Here is an 18086-nt window from a genome sequence, read left to right on the forward strand (position 1 = left end):
CGGTTATTGTTGACCCTTTTGGCATTGCTGACCGGCCTGGCGACCGCCGACCGGGCCGTTGCCGCGCCTGCCGTTCCGGCGGCGATGGGGGCTCTGGTAATGTTCGCCGAAACGGCGGGCAAGGCGGAGGCAAGCGATACCGAACGCCGCCCGGCAACGACCGTACCGACACGGCGGACATCGAGTGGCAGCGGCAAGCCGCGCAAAGCCCCTCCGCCGCACCTTCCCGGCCTTCTTACCGGCAGCGACCGCGCGCTCGAATAGCGCGTAGCGCTCCAGCGCCTTTGCCGAAGGCGCCGCCCCGCTATGGGGCCTTTTTCATATGTTCGCGGCACTAGAGCGCCGCCATTTCATTCTAATTCCAAGGAAAATCCATGTTTGCTGGCCTTGCCAAGAGCCTGTTCGGCTCGTCCAACGACCGTTATGTCGCCTCGATCCGCAAGATCGTCGACAAGATCAACGCTTTCGAGCCCGCGATGCAAGCGCTCGATGATGCGGGTTTGCAAGCGCAGACGCAGAAATTTCGCGACCGGCTTTCTGCCGGGGAGTCGCTCGACGATATCCTTCCCGAAGCCTTTGCGACGGTGCGCGAGGCCGCGGTCCGCACCCTCGGCATGCGCCATTTCGACGTCCAGATGGTCGGCGGCATCGTCCTCCACCGCGGCGAGATTGCCGAAATGGCGACGGGCGAGGGCAAGACGCTGATGGCGACGCTGCCCTGCTACCTCAACGCGCTCGAAGGCAAGGGCGTCCACGTCGTTACGGTGAACGACTATCTCGCCACGCGTGACGCCGAATGGATGGGAACCGTTTATGGCTTCCTCGGCCTGACCACCGGGATCATCGTCCCCAACCTCAACGAATTGCAGCGCCGCGACGCCTATAACAGCGACATCACCTACGCGACGAACAACGAGCTCGGGTTCGATTATTTGCGCGACAATATGAAGTTCGACCGCCAGCAGATGGTCCACCGCACCTTCAACTTCGGCATCGTCGACGAGGTCGATTCGATCCTGATCGACGAAGCGCGCACGCCGCTGATCATTTCGGGTCCGACCGATGACAAGTCGGAAATGTATGTTCGCGTCAACGAGGTCGTCCATCATCTGACCGAGGATGATTATGAGAAGGACGAAAAGTCGAAGTCGATCAACCTGACCGAGGATGGCACCGAGCATGTCGAACGCCTGCTCGAAGAGGCGGGCCTGCTCCAGGGCAACAACCTCTATGATATCGAAAACACGCAGGTCGTTCATCACGTCAATCAGGCGCTGAAGGCGATCCAGATGTTCAAACTGGACATCGATTATATCGTCAAGGACGGCAAGGTCGTCATCATCGACGAATTCACCGGCCGTATGATGGACGGCCGCCGCTGGTCCGATGGCCTGCACCAGGCGGTCGAGGCGAAGGAGGGCGTCCAGATCGAGCCCGAGAACCAGACGCTCGCGTCGATCACCTTCCAGAATTACTTCCGCATGTACCCGAAACTGTCGGGGATGACCGGCACCGCGTCGACCGAGGCGGCCGAATTCTTCGACATCTACAAGATGAACTGCGTCACCATCCCGACCAACCGCCCGATCGCGCGCAAGGATGACGAGGACGAGTTCTACAAGAATATCACCGACAAGTTCGGCGCGATCGCCAAGACGATCCGCGAAGCGAACGAGCGCGGCCAGCCGGTGCTCGTCGGCACCGTATCGATCGAAAAGTCCGAACTGCTGTCCTCCTTCCTCGAAAAGGAAAATGTCCCGCACAGCGTTCTCAACGCACGTTTCCATGAAAGTGAAGCGCATATCGTCGCGCAGGCGGGCCGCACCGGCGCGGTGACGATCGCGACCAACATGGCGGGCCGCGGCACCGACATCAAACTGGGCGGCAACGAAGAATTCCGCATCGACGACGAGTTGAAGGACGTCCCCGAAGGCGCCGAGCGCGAGGCGGGCATCGCGCGCATCCAGGCCGAAGTCGCGGCCGAGCGCGAGGCGGTGAAGTCCGCCGGCGGATTGTTCGTGCTCGCGACCGAGCGCCACGAAAGCCGCCGCATCGATAATCAGCTGCGCGGCCGTTCGGGGCGCCAGGGCGATCCGGGCCTGTCGAAATTCTACCTCTGCCTCGACGACGACCTGCTGCGCATCTTCGGCCCCGACACCTTGTTTTCGAAGATGATGAACAAGAATCTCGAGGATGGCGAGGCGATCGGGTCGAAATGGCTGTCGAAGGCGATCGAGACCGCGCAGAAGAAGGTCGAAGCGCGCAACTACGATATCCGCAAACAGGTCGTCGAATATGACAATGTCATGAACGACCAGCGCAAGGTCATCTATGAACAGCGCGGCGAGATCATCGACAGCGAGACCGTCGACGAAGTGATGCTGGCGATGCGCGCCGAGACGGTGAACGCGATCATTGCCGATGCGTGCCCGCCGGGCAGCTATCCCGAGCAGTGGAATATCGAGCAGATGAAGGAGCGCGTTGCCAACATCCTCGACCTCAATCCGCCGATCGACGACTGGATGGAAGAAGATGCGGTCGACGCCGAAATCTTCGAGGAACGCATCCAGGCGCAGGCCGACGCCGTTGCGGCCGAAAAGGCGGCACTGGTCGACGAGGAAACATGGAAGGGCATCGAAAAGTCGGTGCTGCTCCAGACGCTCGACCATCACTGGAAAGAGCATCTCGCGACGCTCGACGCGCTGCGTCAGGTCGTCTTCCTGCGCGCCTATGCGCAGAAGCAGCCGATCAACGAATATAAGCAGGAAGCCTTTGCGCTGTTCGAACGCATGCTGTCGAACATCCGCGAGGATGTGACGCGCACCGTCGCGCGGATCGACCTGCGCTTCGAAGAGCCCGAGGCGATGCCGTTGCCCGACCTCCCCGATTTCCTGACGACGCACATCGATCCGTTCACGGGCGAAGACAATAGCGCCGATATCGATGGCGGCGATCTGGGCGTCATTGCGAACACGCTGCCGCCGATGCAGTCGCCGCGCCCCGACCTGCCCGAGGGCGAGAATCCCTATGCGGCGCTCGACATCAGCCGCAACGCGCCGTGCCCCTGCGGTTCGGGCAGCAAGTACAAGCATTGTCACGGGGCGATCTGACGCCGGCGGCCGACAGCTTTTCCCTTCGTCACCCCGGACTTGATCCGGGGTCCATGCCTCCGCCGCGAGGATGGATGCCGGATCAAGTCCGGCATGACGAAGGAAGGGTAAGCCAACCCCTTGATGTTACCGTATCAATCGGAGCGATGAGCCCGCTTGCCAAGGCGCGCGAGCGCGATTAGCATCGCCCCCATAAGCTTGGTGGCCATGTAGCCAGCGGGCGACGCAGCAGCTGGAACATGTGCGCCGCGCAGGCCGAAAACATCGGGCGCGCGGCAGAGGACGGCATGTTGCGTGGAAAGGGCAGGCGCATTTCCTTTTTCGATGAAATGACGAGCCAGGAGGGCGAAACCCGGTCGCCCTATCGAGACTATTGCGGGTGGTTCGAGGCCGAGGATGCGGCACGAATTCAGCACAAGACGCAGCAGGCCGAAGCGCTGTTCCGCACCACCGGGATCACCTTTAACGTTTATGGCGCCGCCGACGGCGACGAGCGGCTGATCCCCTTCGATGTCGTGCCGCGGATCATCTCCGCCAGCGAATGGCGCCGCCTGTCGCGCGGGATCGAACAGCGCGTGCGCGCATTGAACGCCTTCCTCCATGATATTTATCACCGGCAGGAGATCCTGCGCGCCGGGCGTGTGCCGGTCGAACTGATCGCGGGGAACGAGGCGTTCCTGCCGATGATGATGGGGCTCGATCCGCCGGGCGGCATCTACACGCACATCAGCGGCACCGATATCGTGCGGACCGGCGCCAATGAATTTTATGTGCTCGAGGACAATGCACGCACCCCGTCGGGCGTCTCGTACATGCTCGAAAACCGCGAAACGATGCTCCAGATGTTCCCCGAGCTGTTCGCGAAAGTGCCGGTGCGGGAAGTCAGCGACTATCCGATCAACCTGCTGAAGTCGCTCGCGGCGTGCGCGCCGCCCGCGTGCGGCGGCACGCCGACGGTTGCGGTGCTGACGCCGGGGATTCACAACAGCGCCTACTATGAGCATAGCTTCCTCGCCGACCATATGGGCGCCGAGCTGGTCGAAGGGCACGATCTGCGCGTCGTCGACGGGCGCGTCGCGATGCGGACGACGCAGGGCTATAAGGCGATCGACGTCATCTATCGCCGCGTCGATGACGATTTCCTCGATCCGCTGAATTTCCGCCCCGATTCGATGCTCGGCGTGCCGGGCATCTGGGATGTGTATCGCGCCGGCGGGATCACGATCGCCAATGCGCCGGGCACGGGCATCGCCGACGACAAGGCGCTCTATAGCTACATGCCCGACATCATCGAATTCTACACCGGCGAAAAGGCGCTGTTGCCCAATGTGCCGACGTGGCGCTGTTCGGACCCCGAGCATTTGCGCGAAGTGCTCGACCGCCTGCCCGAACTCGTCGTCAAGGAAGTCCATGGGTCGGGCGGTTACGGGATGCTCGTCGGCCCTGCGGCGAGCAAGAAGGAACTCGCGGCGTTCCGCGCCAAGCTGGAGGCGAACCCCAGCAACTATATCGCGCAGCCGACGCTGTCGCTCTCGACCGTGCCGATCTTTACGAAGAAGGGCCTCGCGCCGCGGCATGTCGACCTGCGCCCCTTCGTGCTGATGTCGCCGCAGGGGATCACAATTACTCCCGGCGGGCTGACGCGCGTCGCGATGACGCGGGGATCGCTGGTGGTGAATTCGAGCCAGGGCGGCGGCACCAAAGACACCTGGGTATTGGAAGACTGATGCTGGGCAAGACCGCAGGCTCGCTCTTCTGGATGGCGCGTTACCTTGAGCGTAGCGAGAATAATGCGCGTCTGATCGACGCGGGGTTCCGCATTGCGCTCACCCGGTCGAGCACCGCCGCTGCCGAGTGGAAATCGGTGCTGGTGACCGCGGGGGTCAATCAGGCGTTTCAGGCCGCGCATGGCGATTATAGCTCGGCGCGGGTGATCGATTTCCTGCTCCGCGATCCCGCCAACCCGTCGAGCATCCTCTCGGTGATCAAGCTCGCCCGCGACAATGCCCGCACCGCGCGCACCGCGTTGACGCGCGAGACGTGGGAGGCGGTCAACACGAGCTGGATGACGCTCGTCGCGCTGCTCAAACGCCCGGTGCGCGAGGATGATCTGCCCGACGTGCTCGCGACGATCCGCCAGCAGAGCGCGCATGTCCGCGGGGCCCTGAACGGCACGATGCTGCGCAACGACGGATATAATTTCGTTCAACTCGGCACCGTCCTCGAACGCGCCGATAACACTGCGCGCATCCTCGACGTCAAATATTACCTCCTGCTCCCCTCCGTCGCGCATATTGGCACTTCGATCGACAATGTGCAGTGGGAGACGATCCTGCGATCGGTGTCGGCGCACCGCGCGTATCGCTGGCTCTATGGTGCCGAGATTAGCGCGCTGAAGATCGCCGAATTCCTGATCCTCTATCGCCAAATGCCGCGCAGCCTTGCTTTCTGCTGCGAGCGGATGGAAGATAATCTGGCGCAACTGCAGCGGCATTATGGCGAGGAGACCGAGGCGTGGCGGCGAGCGCACACGCTGGCTCATGAAAAGCTAGCCGGGCCGATCCAGTCGATCTTCGATGGCGGCCTTCACCAATATGTGACCGGCTTTCTGCGCGACACCGCGGCGCTCGCGCGGCAGGTCGAGCGCGATTACAGGTTTGTCGAATGAAACTGCGCGTCGACCATACCACCCGTTATCAATATGATGCGCCGGTCAGCTATGCGCTGCAGCAGCTCAAGCTGACCCCGAAAGACCGTCCGGGGCAGCAGCGCGTTCTCGACTGGGTGATCGAGGTCGAGGGGGGCGCGCAGCAGCTCCACTACACCGACCATCACGGCAATGGCGTCGATTTGATCGCGGTGCATGGCGGGACGAGCGAGCTTGTCGTCCGCTGTCACGGTACGATCGAACTCGAAACGTGGGACGGCGTGATCGGAGTCCATCGCGGCGCGATGCCGCTGTGGACCTTCCTCCGCCCGACGCCGCTAACGCGCGTTGGGCGGCAGGTGCGCGCGCTGACCGCACAGCTCGGCCGCGACCATGCGAGCGAGATCGAACGCGCGCACGCGCTGTCGGCGCTGATCATCGACCGGCTGGCGTATCGGATCGGCTTTACCGATGCCGAAACGACCGCCGAACAGGCGCTCGGCAGCGAAGGCGGGGTGTGCCAGGACCATGCGCATATCTTCATTGCCGCGATGCGCCACCTTGGGCACCCCGCGCGTTATGTGTCGGGTTATCTGATGATGAACGATCGCACGCAGCAAGACGCGACACATGCGTGGGCCGAGGCGCATTTCGAGCATATCGGCTGGATCGGCTTTGACGTCAGCAACGGCCATTCGCCCGATCAGCGTTATATCCGCGTCGCGACGGGGCTCGATTATCGCGATGCCGCCCCGGTTCGCGGCATGCGCTATGGTGCGGCGCGGGAAAATCTGGTTGTTCAATTGCAGGTCCAGCAATAAGCGGACCGGGACGATCTAGATACTCCGGGCGGGGAAACGGGATTCGATGACTTATTGCGTTGGCATGCGTTTGAACAAAGGGCTGGTGTTCATGTCGGACACCCGCACCAACGCGGGCGTCGACGACATTTCGCAGGTCCGCAAAATGCGCAGCTGGCATGTGCCGGGTGAGCGGGTGATCACATTGATGTCGGCGGGCAATCTTGCGACGACGCAGGCGGTTGTCAGCCTGCTCGACGAGCGGACCAAGGCGCCCGAGGAGCGGCATCCGTCAATCCTCGCCGCGCCGTCGATGTTCGCGGTCGCGACGATCATCGGCGAGACGCTGCGTCACATCGTGATGCGCCACAATGACGAGGGCCAATCGGCGGCGGATTCGCTGTTCCGCGCCTCGCTGATCGTCGGCGGGCAGATCAAGGGATCTGACCCGCGACTGTTCCTGATCTATCCCGAGGGTAATTTCATCGAGGCGGGCGAGGACAATCCTTTCTTCCAGATCGGCGAAACGAAATACGGCCGCCCGATCATCGTCCGCTCCTACGATCCAGCAATGTCGTTCGAGGATGCGGTGAAATTGCTCTGCGTATCGTTCGATTCGACGATCCGCGCCAATGCCGGGGTCGACCTGCCGATCGACCTCAAGGTGCACGAGCGCGACGATTTCGTCGGCGTGCGCGAACGGCGGTTCGAGCGCAACGATCCCTATTTCGAAAGCGTCGCCGACGGCTGGGCCGAGGCGCTCGGGATCGCGCTCGCGGAGCTTCCCGACTTTCATTTCTGATCGCCTTCGGCCACCGTCCCGACTTTCATTTCTGATCGCCTTCGGCCACCGTCCCGACACAATGGAACGGGAGGGATCGCGATGTTGCGCTGGATAGCTGCTGCACTTGTTCTGATGGCCAATCCGGCGGCGGCCGAGGAGACGGGCTTCGACAAGGCGCTGCGCGATTTTCGTGAGCTGCATCGCAGCGAGACCGGCCGCGCGAAGATCGCGGGGAGCAGCTTCTATGTCGTACGCGATGGCCGGACCGTCGTTGCCGACCATCTGGGCGAGCAGGATGCCGATGCGCATGTGCCGGTCGACGCCGACACCATCTATCATTGGGCCTCGATCACCAAGACGATGACGGGGATTGCGATCATGCAATTGCGTGATCGCGGCCTGCTATCGCTCGACGACCCGATCGTTCGTTATGTCCCCGAACTCGCCGCCGTCCATAACCCCTATGGCGACACGGGCGCGATCACGCTACGCCAACTCATGAGCCACAGCGCGGGATTCCGCAGCGGGACCTGGCCATGGCGCGATCAGGACTGGCAGCCGTTCGAGCCGAAGGGTTGGGCGCAGCTCGTGGCGATGCTGCCCTACACGCAGGTCGAGTTCAAACCGGGGAGCCGCTTCGGCTATTCGAACCCCGGCATCGTCTATCTGGGGCAGGTCATCGAGCGTCTGTCGGGCGAGGATTATGAAGTCTATATCGACAAGAATATCCTGAAGCCGCTCGGCATGCACGGCAGCTATTTCGACCGCACCCCGCCGCACCTGCTGCCGCACCGGTCGCACAGTTACTATATTCGCGATGGCAAGCGCGTTGCGGCACCCTTCGATGTCGATACAGGCGTGACGGTGTCGAACGGCGGGCTCAACGCGCCGATGCCCGACATGGCGAAATATACGGCGTTCCTGCTCGGCGATCCGGCGCGCCAGTCCGACTATGATCGGGTGCTGAAACGGTCTTCGCTTGAGGAAATGTGGGCGCCGCAAATATCGGCGGGCGAGGATTTTACGCAGGGGCGCATGGCGAAGACGACGCAGAGCGGCCTGTCGTTTTTCATCGACCGCAGCGCGGCGGTGCGCTTCGTCGGACATAATGGCGATCAGAACGGCTTTCGCGCTTACCTCAGCCTCTGCCCCGACCAAGGCGTCGGCAGCCTGCTGGCGTTCAACACGGAAACGCGCGGGGTCGAGAATAGCGCCGCCAATCGCAAAACGGCGGAATCGCGGATCGCGCTGGCGACCGATGGCCTGTGCGAGGCGCTGGCGGGCTCGAACCGCTAAAGTCCATTTTGGAAAAGGGAGGGCCCGGAAGGTACGTAACCTTCCGGGCCATGTTGCTCCGGCCGCCAGGGAGGGGGAGGGGCCACCGGAACTCGGGGGTGCCTCCTATATGGGGCCTGACGGCTTTGCGCTCAATCATACCAAAGCATGATAGAGCCTATGCTGATGCGGTGCGCGCCGTTGTCAGCGGTTCTTCCGTCCTTCGATCAACCCGTCGACCAGACTTGGGTCGGCCAAGGTCGACGTGTCGCCTAGCGAACCGAAATCATTCTCCGCGATCTTGCGCAGGATGCGGCGCATGATCTTGCCCGAACGCGTCTTGGGAAGCCCCGGGGTCAAATGGATATGGTCGGGGGTCGCGATCGGGCCAATTTCCTTACGCACCTGCTGCTTCAGCGCCGCGGCGACCTCTTCGGTCGGCTCGACCCCGGCGTTGAGCGTGACATAGGCGTAGATGCCCTGGCCCTTGATATCGTGCGGGAAGCCGACGACGGCGGCCTCGGCGACGAGATCGTGGAGGACGAGCGCGCTTTCGACTTCGGCGGTGCCCATGCGGTGGCCCGACACGTTGATGACATCGTCGACGCGGCCGGTGATCCGCCAATAGCCGTCGGTGTCGCGGCGGCAGCCGTCGCCAGTGAAATATTTGCCCTTGTAGGTCGAGAAATAGGTCTCGGCGAAGCGGCCGTGGTCGCCGTAGATCGTCCGCGCCTGACCCGGCCAGCTGTGCGTGATGCACAAATTGCCCTCGGTCGCACCGCCGATCTGTTCGTCGGCGAGCACGCCGCCCTCGGCATCGACGAGTTGCGGGCGGATGCCGAAGAAGGGACGCCCCGCGCTGCCGGGCTGCATCGGATGCGCGCCGGGCAAGGTGGTGATCATGATGCCGCCGGTTTCGGTCTGCCACCAGGTGTCGATGACGGGCACGCGGCCCTTGCCGACGAGCTGGTGATACCAGCGCCACGCCTCGGGATTGATCGGCTCGCCGACGCTGCCGAGCAGGCGGATCGAGCTGAGATCGTGGCGCGTCACATAATCGTCGCCCTCGCGCATCAGCGCGCGGATCGCGGTCGGCGCGGTGTAGAGGATGTTGACCTTATGCTTGTCGACGACCTGCCAGAAGCGGTCGTGGTCGGGGTAATTCGGCACGCCCTCGAACATCAACGTCGTCGCGCCATTCTGAAGCGGGCCATAAACAACATAGCTGTGGCCGGTGACCCAGCCGATATCGGCGCTGCACCAGAAAATCTCGCCGGGGCGATAGTCGAAGCCATAATAGAAGGTGCTGGCGGTCCACACCGAATAGCCGCCGACGGTGTGGAGCACGCCCTTCGGTTTGCCGGTCGAGCCCGAGGTGTAGAGGATGAACAGCGGGTCCTCGGCGTTCATCGGCTCGCAGGGACAGCTGTCGCCGACATCGGCGGACAGCGCGTCGTACCAATGGTCGCGGCCCTCCTTCATCGCGACATCGCCGCCGGTGTGCGCGATGACCAGCACCGCTTTGACATCGACGCGCTCGAGCGCCTTGTCGACATTGGCCTTGAGCGGCACGGTCTTGCCGCCGCGAAGCCCTTCGTCGGCGCAGATCACCCAGTCGCTCGCGCAATCCTCGATCCGGCCGTGGATCGCCTCGGGCGAGAAGCCGCCGAAGACGACGCTGTGGACTGCGCCGATGCGCGCGCAGGCGAGCATCGCGACCGCGCCTTCGGGGATCATCGGCATATAGATGGTGACGCGGTCGCCTTTCTGGACGCCCATTTTCTTGAGCGTATTCGCGAAACGGATGACGTCGGCGAGCAGCGCAGCATAGCTGATCGTCCGCGTTTCGCCGTCGGGAGCGTCGGGTTCGAAGATGATCGCGGTGCGGTCGCCATGTCCGGCAGAGACGTGGCGGTCGACGGCGTTGTGGCAGAGGTTGAGGACGCCATCCTCAAACCATTTGATCTCGACCGGATCGTAGGACCAGTTGCCGATCCTTGTCGGCGGGGTGATCCAATCGATGCGCTTCGCCTGTTCCGCCCAGAACGTGTCGGGATCGTCGATGCTCTGTGCATAAAGCCGATCGTAATCGGCGGCGCTGCAATGCGTATTGGCGGCAGCCTCGGCGGGAACGGGAACAAAAGGCTCAGACGGCGGCAGTTCGGACACAGACGACTCTCCCATTCGGGTTTTCATTGTTCGCTCGCTGCGATAACCCGCGAGCCACAAGTTGCAAGGCGCGAAGGCGTTTATGAAGGGACAGACGATGGTTCAACCGGGCCAGGAGGCAGGCGCATTGCTCGACAGGCTGGGGGTCGACCGGGCGTTGTGGGCCGATGGGTCGATGCCATCGGTGACGCCGCTGACCGGCGAACGGCTGGCCATGGTGCGGGTCGCGGACACCGCCGCGATCGACGAACGGCTCGATGCCGCAACCGCGGCGTTTCGCGCGTGGCGCCATGTCCCCGCGCCGCGCCGCGGCGAGCTGGTTCGGCTGTGGGGCGAGGAATTGCGGGCGGCCAAGGACGATCTGGCCAAGCTGGTGACGATCGAGGCGGGCAAGATTCCGTCCGAGGGGGCGGGCGAAGTGCAGGAAATGATCGACATCTGCGATTTCGCGGTCGGCCTGTCGCGCCAGCTCTATGGCCTCACCATCGCGACCGAGCGGCCGGGGCACCGGATGATGGAGGTCTGGCACCCGCTCGGCGTCGTCGGGGTGATTTCGGCCTTCAATTTTCCGGTCGCGGTCTGGGCATGGAATGCGGCGGTCGCGCTGGTCTGCGGCAATAGTGTTTTGTGGAAACCGTCGGAAAAGACGCCGCTGACCGCGCTCGGCGTTCAGGCCGTGTTCGAGCGCGCGGTGGCGCGTTTCGGCGATGCACCCGAAGGGTTGGCGCAACTGCTGATCGGCGGGCGCGAAGCGGGTGAGGCGCTGGTCGACGACAAGCGTGTCGCGCTCGTCTCGGCGACGGGATCGACGCGCATGGGCCGCGCGATCGCGCCGCGGCTGGCCGGCCGGTTCGCGCGCGCGATTCTGGAGCTGGGCGGCAACAATGGCGCGATTGTTGCGCCGTCGGCCGACCTCGATCTTGCGCTGCGCGGTGTCGCCTTTGGCGCGATGGGCACGGCGGGGCAGCGCTGCACGACGACGCGGCGATTGTTCCTGCACGACAGCATTTACGACGGTTTCGTTGCCAAGCTGAAGGCCGCCTATGCCAGCGTGGGCGTCGGCAATCCACTCGAGGGCGAGGTGCTCGTCGGGCCGCTAATCGACCGTGCGGCCTATGAGATGATGCAGGAAGCGCTGGTGGCAGCACGTGTTGCAGGTGGGGTCGTTCATGGCGGGACGCGCATCGGCGAGGGCGCGAGCTTTTATGTGAAACCCGCGCTCGTGGAGATGCCGTCACAAACCGGGCCGGTGCTCGAAGAGACGTTCGCGCCGATCCTTTATGTGATGCGCTATTATGATCTGGATGCGGTGATCGAGCTGCACAACGACGTCGCAGCCGGGCTGTCGTCGGCGATCTTCACGACCGACATGCGCGAGGCCGAGCGGTTTCTGGTCGCGAGTGACTGCGGGATCGCCAACGTCAACCTTGGCACGTCGGGCGCCGAGATCGGCGGGGCGTTCGGCGGCGAGAAGGAAACCGGCGGCGGCCGGGAGTCCGGGTCGGACAGTTGGAAGGCCTATATGCGGCGCGCGACGAACACGGTGAATTATTCGGATACGCTGCCCCTGGCGCAGGGGGTTTCGTTCGATATTTAACCTGGCTCCCTTCCTCCCGCTTGCGGGAGGAAGGGAGGATTATGTGCGCCAGCCGAAACCTTCCTCTTGCGCCACGATCTGCCCTGTCGTCCCGACGGGTTCGCGCGTCCCGTCGGTCAGGAACGCCAGCATCGCCGCGTCGCTCACATCGACATGCGCGAGCGTGCGCTTGCCGTCGGGCGTCCGCGCCACGATCACGCCCGCCTTCGCGCCGCCGTCGCGGCCGTAAAACACCGTGTAGCTCTCGATCGTCGCCGATCCGGCATAATCCTCGGCCAGGTCGGGCACCGGTCCGCGCTTCGCTTCGGCTTCGGCCTGATAGTCGAAATTCTGCGGGAAGCTTGCCGCCGCGATCGGCTGCTTGCCCAGCACGATGCAATGATTGTCGGTCGCGAAGCCGCCATTGGCGAAGAGGAAGCCCGTGCGGCCTTCGCGCCGCAGCTTGTCGACCATCGAGACGATGGCATGGCTCATATAATTGGCGATCGGGCCGCCGCCGAAGGTCAGCCCGCCGAAGACCGTCGCGGGGCGGTCCGACGGCCAATCGAGGATGCGCCGCGCCATCTTGGGGACGCAGGGGAAGCAGCTGTAGAGTTCGACAAAGTCGAAATCCGCGGCGGTCATCGCGTTCAGTTCGAGCGTGCGCGTTATCGAGGTCTCCATGCTGACGCTGCCATCGTAGCGGTCGCGGTGGAGGATGCTGGCGGGTTCCTTTGCCGCAGCGCCCATGCCGACGTAGATCAGCCGGTCCTCGGCGATCCCGCGGCGCCGCGCTTCGGCGAGGCTGGCGACGATGAAGCCCGCGCCCTGATTCACCGACGAGTTCGCGACCATCAGCTTCGAATAGGGAAAGGCGATCGGGCGATTGCGTTCGTCGACTGTGAGGATATCGGCGGGCGAGGCGGGTTTGCGAATCCACGCGCCGTCGTTGGCGGCGGCGATTTCGGAAAAGCGCGACCAGATTTCGGCGCTTTCGGACTGCGCCTCGGCAAGGCTCTGGCCCCACGCGGCGCGTGTTGCATTTTCATAGAGCGGATAGACATCGACCGGTGCGGCGAGGCCGTGAAGCTGAGCGTAATTCGGCTCGCGCCGCGTCGCGACCTTGCGGATCGCATTATAGCTTTTGTCTTCGCCGCTCGCGGCCTTGGCGGCGCGGCCCGCAGCGGTGCGCAAGGCTTCGGCACCGACGATCGCGGCGAGCCTGACCTCGCCCGCGCCGATGCGGTTCGCGGCTTCGTTGAGCAGACGCACCGGCGTGTCGCCGTGCGGGGCGGCGGACTGATAGTTGATTGCGGGATTGGCACCGATCGCAGCGGCGAGGGGTTCGGGAAGCTTGCCGAGGCTGTGGAAGCTGATCTGGTCGACGATCGCAAGGCTGTCGATTTCGGTCAGCGACACGCCCGCGTCGTCCGCCGCAACCTGTAGCGCGGCGACCATCAGCCCGAGCGAATCGAGCCCCTGATCGGGATCTTCGGGCCGGTCGTTGACCTGTCCGACACCGATGATGACGGGAATGCGCTCGGGATCGGTCATCTGGGTCCCTTGGGCCATATCAGCGCGCCTTCCACTCGGGCTTGCGTTTCTGTGCGAAAGCGAGCGGCCCCTCGCGCGCGTCTTCGCTGCGCATCAGCACGCCGCGTTCGCGGGTGTTATGCTCCCAGAAAGGCGCGTCGGCGGCGATGCGGCCCTCGTCGATGCCGAGCGCGACGCGTTTCGACGCCTGGACCGACAGCGGCGCGTTGGCGGCGATCTTTTCCGCCAGCGCAATCGCGGCGGGGAGCAGGTCGGCGAGCGGGACGACATGGTTGACCAGCCCGAATTCGGCGGCGCGCGCGGCGGGGATCGGGTCGCCGGTGAGCATATATTCCATCGCGAGCTTGCGCGGCAGCTGCTGCGCGAGACGGAAGGCGCCGCCCGCCGCAGCGAACAGGCCGACCTTCACCTCGGGCAACCCGAATTGCGCGTGATCGGCGGCGACGATGATGTCGCTCGTCAGCGCGATCTCGCAGCCGCCGCCAAAGGCGAAGCCGTTGACTGCGGCGATGATCGGTTTCGAGATCGGGTGCGACACCATGCCGGCAAATCCCCATGCCTGTTGCGCCGGATCATCGGGGTAGAGGCTCTCGCCGCGCGAGAGCGCGACGAGGTCGGCGCCGGCGCAGAAGCTCTTGTCGCCCGCGCCGGTGATGACAACGACGCGGATTTCGGGGTCGGCCTCGGCCGCTTCGAGTGCGGTGCCGATGCCGACATGGACTGCGGCGTTGACTGCATTGCGCGCCTCGGGCCGGTTGATCGTGATGATCAGGATATGCCCGCGGCGCTCGGTGAGGATGGTCGTATCGGTCATGCGAATCTCTCCCTTTCGGAAGAGTATCGCGGTGAGTTGACGTTTACGTCAACTGGAAAGGGCAGTGAGCGGAGTCGGAAACGAGATCGTCAGCCCCGTTCCCGGGCGCACCTATATTATTGCTTGCGGCAGTGATTATTTGAAAGCGCGTGACGATCAACAGCGGGATATGTCCTCCTATGACACCAAAAACTGTCCGCCAGATGGTTTCATCGGAAAACATGTTGACCATGGTGGCGGAGCCCCATAGCCTTGAGACCAGAAGACCGAAATCGCTATATCCTTTCGACTCAAACGGATGAGGATCAGGCATGGTATGGACTCGGGGTTTTCGTATCGTTGCCGTCTTTGCCATCCTGGGTAGCTGTGGGGGCGGGACAACAGTGAGCCAGTCGGAAACCGGAAATTCCAGGCCGGGCGAAGGGGCGCGAGAGGCTTCTGCGCCGCGCCCGGGTGCGAATGTGCCCCTGTTCTGGGCCGATGTCCGTCAGGTCAGTGTCCTTTGCCTGGTCAATACACCGCGCGGGGTCGATGCGGGCGAACTGCATCGAGGCGTTTGCGAGCACGCGCGCTCTACCGTCGCGCATGTCGCGCCGGTGCCGGTTTCGGTCATTCGACTGGGCGACCCGGAGGTTTTGAAGTCCGACACGATCACGATTCTCGTCCATGTCGCGATCACCGGCAACGGTGCCGACCGCCTTGCCGCACTGAGCGTCCGACCCTTCCGCAACGCTTCCGACAATGGCGGCCAGCTGTTCGGCGCCGCGCCGCGCGCCGCGCGGGTAGGAGCAAGCGATCGCGCGGCACTTGCCGCGATCACGCCCGAACTCGCCGCCGCGCTGGCCGACACGTTGCCTTGGAAGGCGCGAAAAGCCGATGCGGGCGCAACGCCGATGAGTGGAGATCAAGCGCCCGGAACATAGGGCATCATGAAGCAGCAGGAGAGGGCAGAGATGAATATTCTTCGTACCGGGGAGTTTGACGAAGATCACACTGGCGATGGAGGCCGCGGACCTGAAGTCATGATCGACAGGGTGACTTCTGGGGCCGATCCCTCCACCGAGTCGGCGTCGGTTGATGGCATGACGGGGACCGCGCCGAACGGGAAGGCCTATTGGACTCCGGCCCAGATCGCAGCATATCTCAATCGTTCGGGCGCGAGCTGGACCGGTGGGCCGGATCCCGCGCCGCAGCAGGATGCCAATCTGCAGGAAATCACTTTCGGCTTTCATCTCGATCAGCAGAGCCTGGAAGACAATGGCTATGTCTATGAGCTCGGTGGAAACTATTACGGTCTCTCCGAATATTTCAATTTCGCCGCCTTTTCGAACGCCCAAATGGCAACCGCGCGACAGGCGATGCAATATTGGGACGACGTCGCCGCGGTGTCGTTCCGCGAAACGACTTCGGATCAGGCCGACATCAACTTCGGTAATCTCGCGAACGCTCCGGATACGCAGGCCTATGCGCGGCTGCCGCTAGGCACGTTGTCCAGCAATGCCCATGTTAACGAGCAGGTTCAGGGGATTGCCGGTGACGTCTGGGTGTCGGCCAGCCAGGCAAGCAATTTCCAGCTTACGCCCGGCGGCTACGGTCTGAACACGCTTGTTCACGAAATCGGTCATGCAATCGGCCTTTCCCATCCGGGCAACTATAATTTCGGTCCGGGTTTCCAAGTCAATTACGCCAATGGCGCGGAATATTATCAGGACGCGCGCAACTATACGATCATGTCCTATTGGAACCCGCGCGACATCGGTGCGCGCGATTTCAACTTTAACGTGATGGCGGTCGCTTATGGTTCGACGCCGATGGTCCATGATATTCTGGCCATTCAGCGTCTTTATGGCGCCGACATGACGACGCGGACCGGTGACACGGTCTATGGTTTCAACAGCACCGCCGGTCGTGACGCCTTCGACTTTACCATCAACAAGGCGCCCACCGTCGCTATCTGGGATGCCGGGGGCAATGATACGCTGGATGCGTCGGGCTATAATACCGATCAGATCATCGATCTGAATCCGGGTTCGCTGAGCAGCATCGGCGGCGTCACGCTCGCCGAGGCGCAGGCGGGGCTCAGCTTCGCCCAAGTCAACGCCAATCGCGCGGCGATGGGATATGCGCCGATCGCGCAGGCGGCCTATGACGCCAATATGGCGGCGCTGGCTGCCAACCCGCTTCTCGGGAGGCTCGTCGACAATGTCGGCATTGCTTATGGTGCATGGATCGAGAATGCGGTTGGCGGCGGGGGCAACGATGTCCTGGTCGGCAATGCAGTGACCAACAAGCTGAATGGCGGTGCGGGGATCGATACCGCCAGCTACCGCGGTGCGGCGGCGGGTATCACGCTCGTTGTCGGCACGAACTCGGTTACGGGTACCGGGGACGCCGCCGGCGACAAATATATCAGCATTGAGCGCTTCGAAGGCAGCAATCATGCCGACACGCTGACGGGCGGCAACGGCAATGACTGGCTATCCGGCTTGGGTGGCGACGACAGGGTCACCGGAGGCAACGGCAATGATACGCTTTTCGGCGGTGCAGGTGTCGACCTGCTCGACGGCGGCAACGGCAATGACGTGCTCGACGGCGGCGACGACAATGACACGCTCGACGGCGGCAACGGCGACGATATGCTGACCGGGGGTGCCGGGAACGACAACCTTAGCGGCGGCAATGGCGACGATGGGCTGACCGGCGGTGCCGGGGACGACAACCTCAGTGGCGGCAATGGCGACGACAGGCTGACCGGCGGCGCGGGGAACGACAGCCTTGGCGGCGGCAATGGCAATGACGTGGCGATCTTTGCCGGAGCGCGATCCTCCTATCAGATCACCGTCAATGGCGGGGTCGTCACCATCGTCGATCTCGATGCGACGGCCGATGGCGACGACGGCACCGATACGCTGACGGGGATCGAGAAGATCAGCTTTGCCAACGGCGAAACCTACAGCGTCGGAAAGAAGGGAATTACGCCTTCGTCTTCGGCCTCCATCGCCAGTGTTACCGATATGCAGGTTCTTCGCATGACGCAGGACATGGCTGCATTCGGTGCGAGCTCGGGCGAAATGTCGGCGTTCGGGAGCGGCGATCGCGCCTATCGTTATGATTATATGATTGCCGCCTAGGAATTGGGTGAATGCATCGGAAACGTCCGGAACAATGTGTTCCGGGCGTTTCGTGCGTCGAGGCAAGCTTCGATAGGCGCCCGATGTCGTTGCGTGCCGCCTGAAGCGTTGCACGAGCGGTCTGGCGGATTGACTGCGGCACTCTATCAGGGCTGATATCCAGTAAAAGCGGACCGCTCGACAAGGGCGGTCCCATCAAGAGCTAATTGAGGAGTGTCTCCCGCCA

Annotated in this window: 13 protein-coding genes; 10 read left to right on the forward strand and 3 right to left on the reverse strand. The window is 63.3% G+C overall.

Annotation, left to right across the window (positions count from 1 at the left end):
- Positions 1-9: 9 nt before the first annotated feature.
- The 7 genes from AC07NV_RS14075 (at position 10) to AC07NV_RS14105 (ending at position 8637) form a co-directional block, all read left to right on the forward strand.
- Positions 10-264, forward strand: coding sequence for a hypothetical protein (locus AC07NV_RS14075; RefSeq protein WP_495166989.1), 255 nt, complete (start codon positions 10-12; stop codon positions 262-264).
- Between the two features lie 110 nt (positions 265-374).
- Entirely contained in the window at positions 375-3110 is a 2736-nt protein-coding gene (gene secA, locus AC07NV_RS14080; protein WP_495166990.1) for a preprotein translocase subunit SecA, read from the forward strand.
- A gap of 329 nt (positions 3111-3439) precedes the next feature.
- The gene (locus tag AC07NV_RS14085; RefSeq protein WP_495166991.1) at positions 3440-4837 is read left to right on the forward strand and encodes a circularly permuted type 2 ATP-grasp protein; all 1398 of its coding nucleotides are present in this window, start codon (positions 3440-3442) and stop codon (positions 4835-4837) included.
- Complete coding sequence (locus tag AC07NV_RS14090; protein ID WP_495166992.1) at positions 4837-5778, forward strand: alpha-E domain-containing protein; 942 nt, start codon at positions 4837-4839, stop codon at positions 5776-5778. The genes AC07NV_RS14085 and AC07NV_RS14090 overlap by 1 nt, the downstream gene beginning before the upstream one ends.
- Entirely contained in the window at positions 5775-6578 is an 804-nt protein-coding gene (locus AC07NV_RS14095; protein WP_495166993.1) for a transglutaminase family protein, read from the forward strand. Before AC07NV_RS14090 ends, AC07NV_RS14095 begins: the two co-directional genes overlap by 4 nt.
- A gap of 46 nt (positions 6579-6624) precedes the next feature.
- Positions 6625-7359, forward strand: a complete 735-nt coding sequence (locus AC07NV_RS14100; RefSeq protein WP_495166994.1) for a proteasome-type protease — start codon at positions 6625-6627, stop codon at positions 7357-7359.
- Positions 7360-7440: 81 nt separating this feature from the next.
- Positions 7441-8637, forward strand: a complete 1197-nt coding sequence (locus AC07NV_RS14105; RefSeq protein WP_495166995.1) for a serine hydrolase domain-containing protein — start codon at positions 7441-7443, stop codon at positions 8635-8637.
- Positions 8638-8820: 183 nt separating this feature from the next.
- On the opposite strand, the gene acs is transcribed toward AC07NV_RS14105, so the two are convergent.
- The gene (gene acs / locus AC07NV_RS14110; RefSeq protein WP_495166996.1) at positions 8821-10800 is read right to left on the reverse strand and encodes an acetate--CoA ligase; all 1980 of its coding nucleotides are present in this window, start codon (positions 10798-10800) and stop codon (positions 8821-8823) included.
- 82 nt (positions 10801-10882) lie between these two features.
- Here acs and amaB point away from each other — a divergent pair, with 82 nt between their 5' ends.
- Complete coding sequence (gene amaB, locus AC07NV_RS14115) at positions 10883-12382, forward strand: L-piperidine-6-carboxylate dehydrogenase (protein ID WP_495166997.1); 1500 nt, start codon at positions 10883-10885, stop codon at positions 12380-12382.
- Between the two features lie 39 nt (positions 12383-12421).
- Here amaB and AC07NV_RS14120 read toward each other — a convergent pair whose 3' ends face one another.
- Together AC07NV_RS14120 and AC07NV_RS14125 are read right to left on the reverse strand one after the other, a co-directional pair.
- Positions 12422-13933 (reverse strand): acetyl-CoA acetyltransferase, encoded by a 1512-nt coding sequence (locus tag AC07NV_RS14120; RefSeq protein ID WP_495166998.1) that lies wholly within the window; start codon positions 13931-13933, stop codon positions 12422-12424.
- A gap of 1 nt (position 13934) precedes the next feature.
- Positions 13935-14729, reverse strand: a complete 795-nt coding sequence (locus tag AC07NV_RS14125) for a crotonase/enoyl-CoA hydratase family protein (RefSeq protein WP_495166999.1) — start codon at positions 14727-14729, stop codon at positions 13935-13937.
- 461 nt (positions 14730-15190) lie between these two features.
- Between AC07NV_RS14125 and AC07NV_RS14130 the strand changes: the two genes are divergently transcribed.
- Together AC07NV_RS14130 and AC07NV_RS14135 are read left to right on the forward strand one after the other, a co-directional pair.
- On the forward strand, positions 15191-15652 hold the full coding sequence (locus tag AC07NV_RS14130; RefSeq protein ID WP_495167000.1) for a hypothetical protein: 462 nt from the start codon (positions 15191-15193) through the stop codon (positions 15650-15652).
- Between the two features lie 159 nt (positions 15653-15811).
- Positions 15812-17860: a M10 family metallopeptidase C-terminal domain-containing protein gene (locus AC07NV_RS14135; protein WP_495167001.1), complete on the forward strand. Its 2049-nt coding sequence runs from the start codon at positions 15812-15814 to the stop codon at positions 17858-17860.
- The last annotated feature ends 226 nt before the right edge of the window (positions 17861-18086 follow it).

The organism is Sphingopyxis sp. GW821-FHT10B01, assembly GCF_059415685.1.

Coding starts and splice junctions, on each gene's coding strand:
- secA (WP_495166990.1), top strand. CDS start 375: ATGTTTGCTGGCCTTGCCAAGAGCCTGTTCGGCTCGTCCAACGACCGT.
- AC07NV_RS14085 (WP_495166991.1), top strand. CDS start 3,440: ATGACGAGCCAGGAGGGCGAAACCCGGTCGCCCTATCGAGACTATTGC.
- AC07NV_RS14090 (WP_495166992.1), top strand. CDS start 4,837: ATGCTGGGCAAGACCGCAGGCTCGCTCTTCTGGATGGCGCGTTACCTT.
- AC07NV_RS14095 (WP_495166993.1), top strand. CDS start 5,775: ATGAAACTGCGCGTCGACCATACCACCCGTTATCAATATGATGCGCCG.
- AC07NV_RS14100 (WP_495166994.1), top strand. CDS start 6,625: ATGACTTATTGCGTTGGCATGCGTTTGAACAAAGGGCTGGTGTTCATG.
- AC07NV_RS14105 (WP_495166995.1), top strand. CDS start 7,441: ATGTTGCGCTGGATAGCTGCTGCACTTGTTCTGATGGCCAATCCGGCG.
- acs (WP_495166996.1), bottom strand. CDS start 10,800: ATGGGAGAGTCGTCTGTGTCCGAACTGCCGCCGTCTGAGCCTTTTGTT.
- amaB (WP_495166997.1), top strand. CDS start 10,883: ATGGTTCAACCGGGCCAGGAGGCAGGCGCATTGCTCGACAGGCTGGGG.
- AC07NV_RS14120 (WP_495166998.1), bottom strand. CDS start 13,933: ATGGCCCAAGGGACCCAGATGACCGATCCCGAGCGCATTCCCGTCATC.
- AC07NV_RS14125 (WP_495166999.1), bottom strand. CDS start 14,729: ATGACCGATACGACCATCCTCACCGAGCGCCGCGGGCATATCCTGATC.
- AC07NV_RS14135 (WP_495167001.1), top strand. CDS start 15,812: ATGACGGGGACCGCGCCGAACGGGAAGGCCTATTGGACTCCGGCCCAG.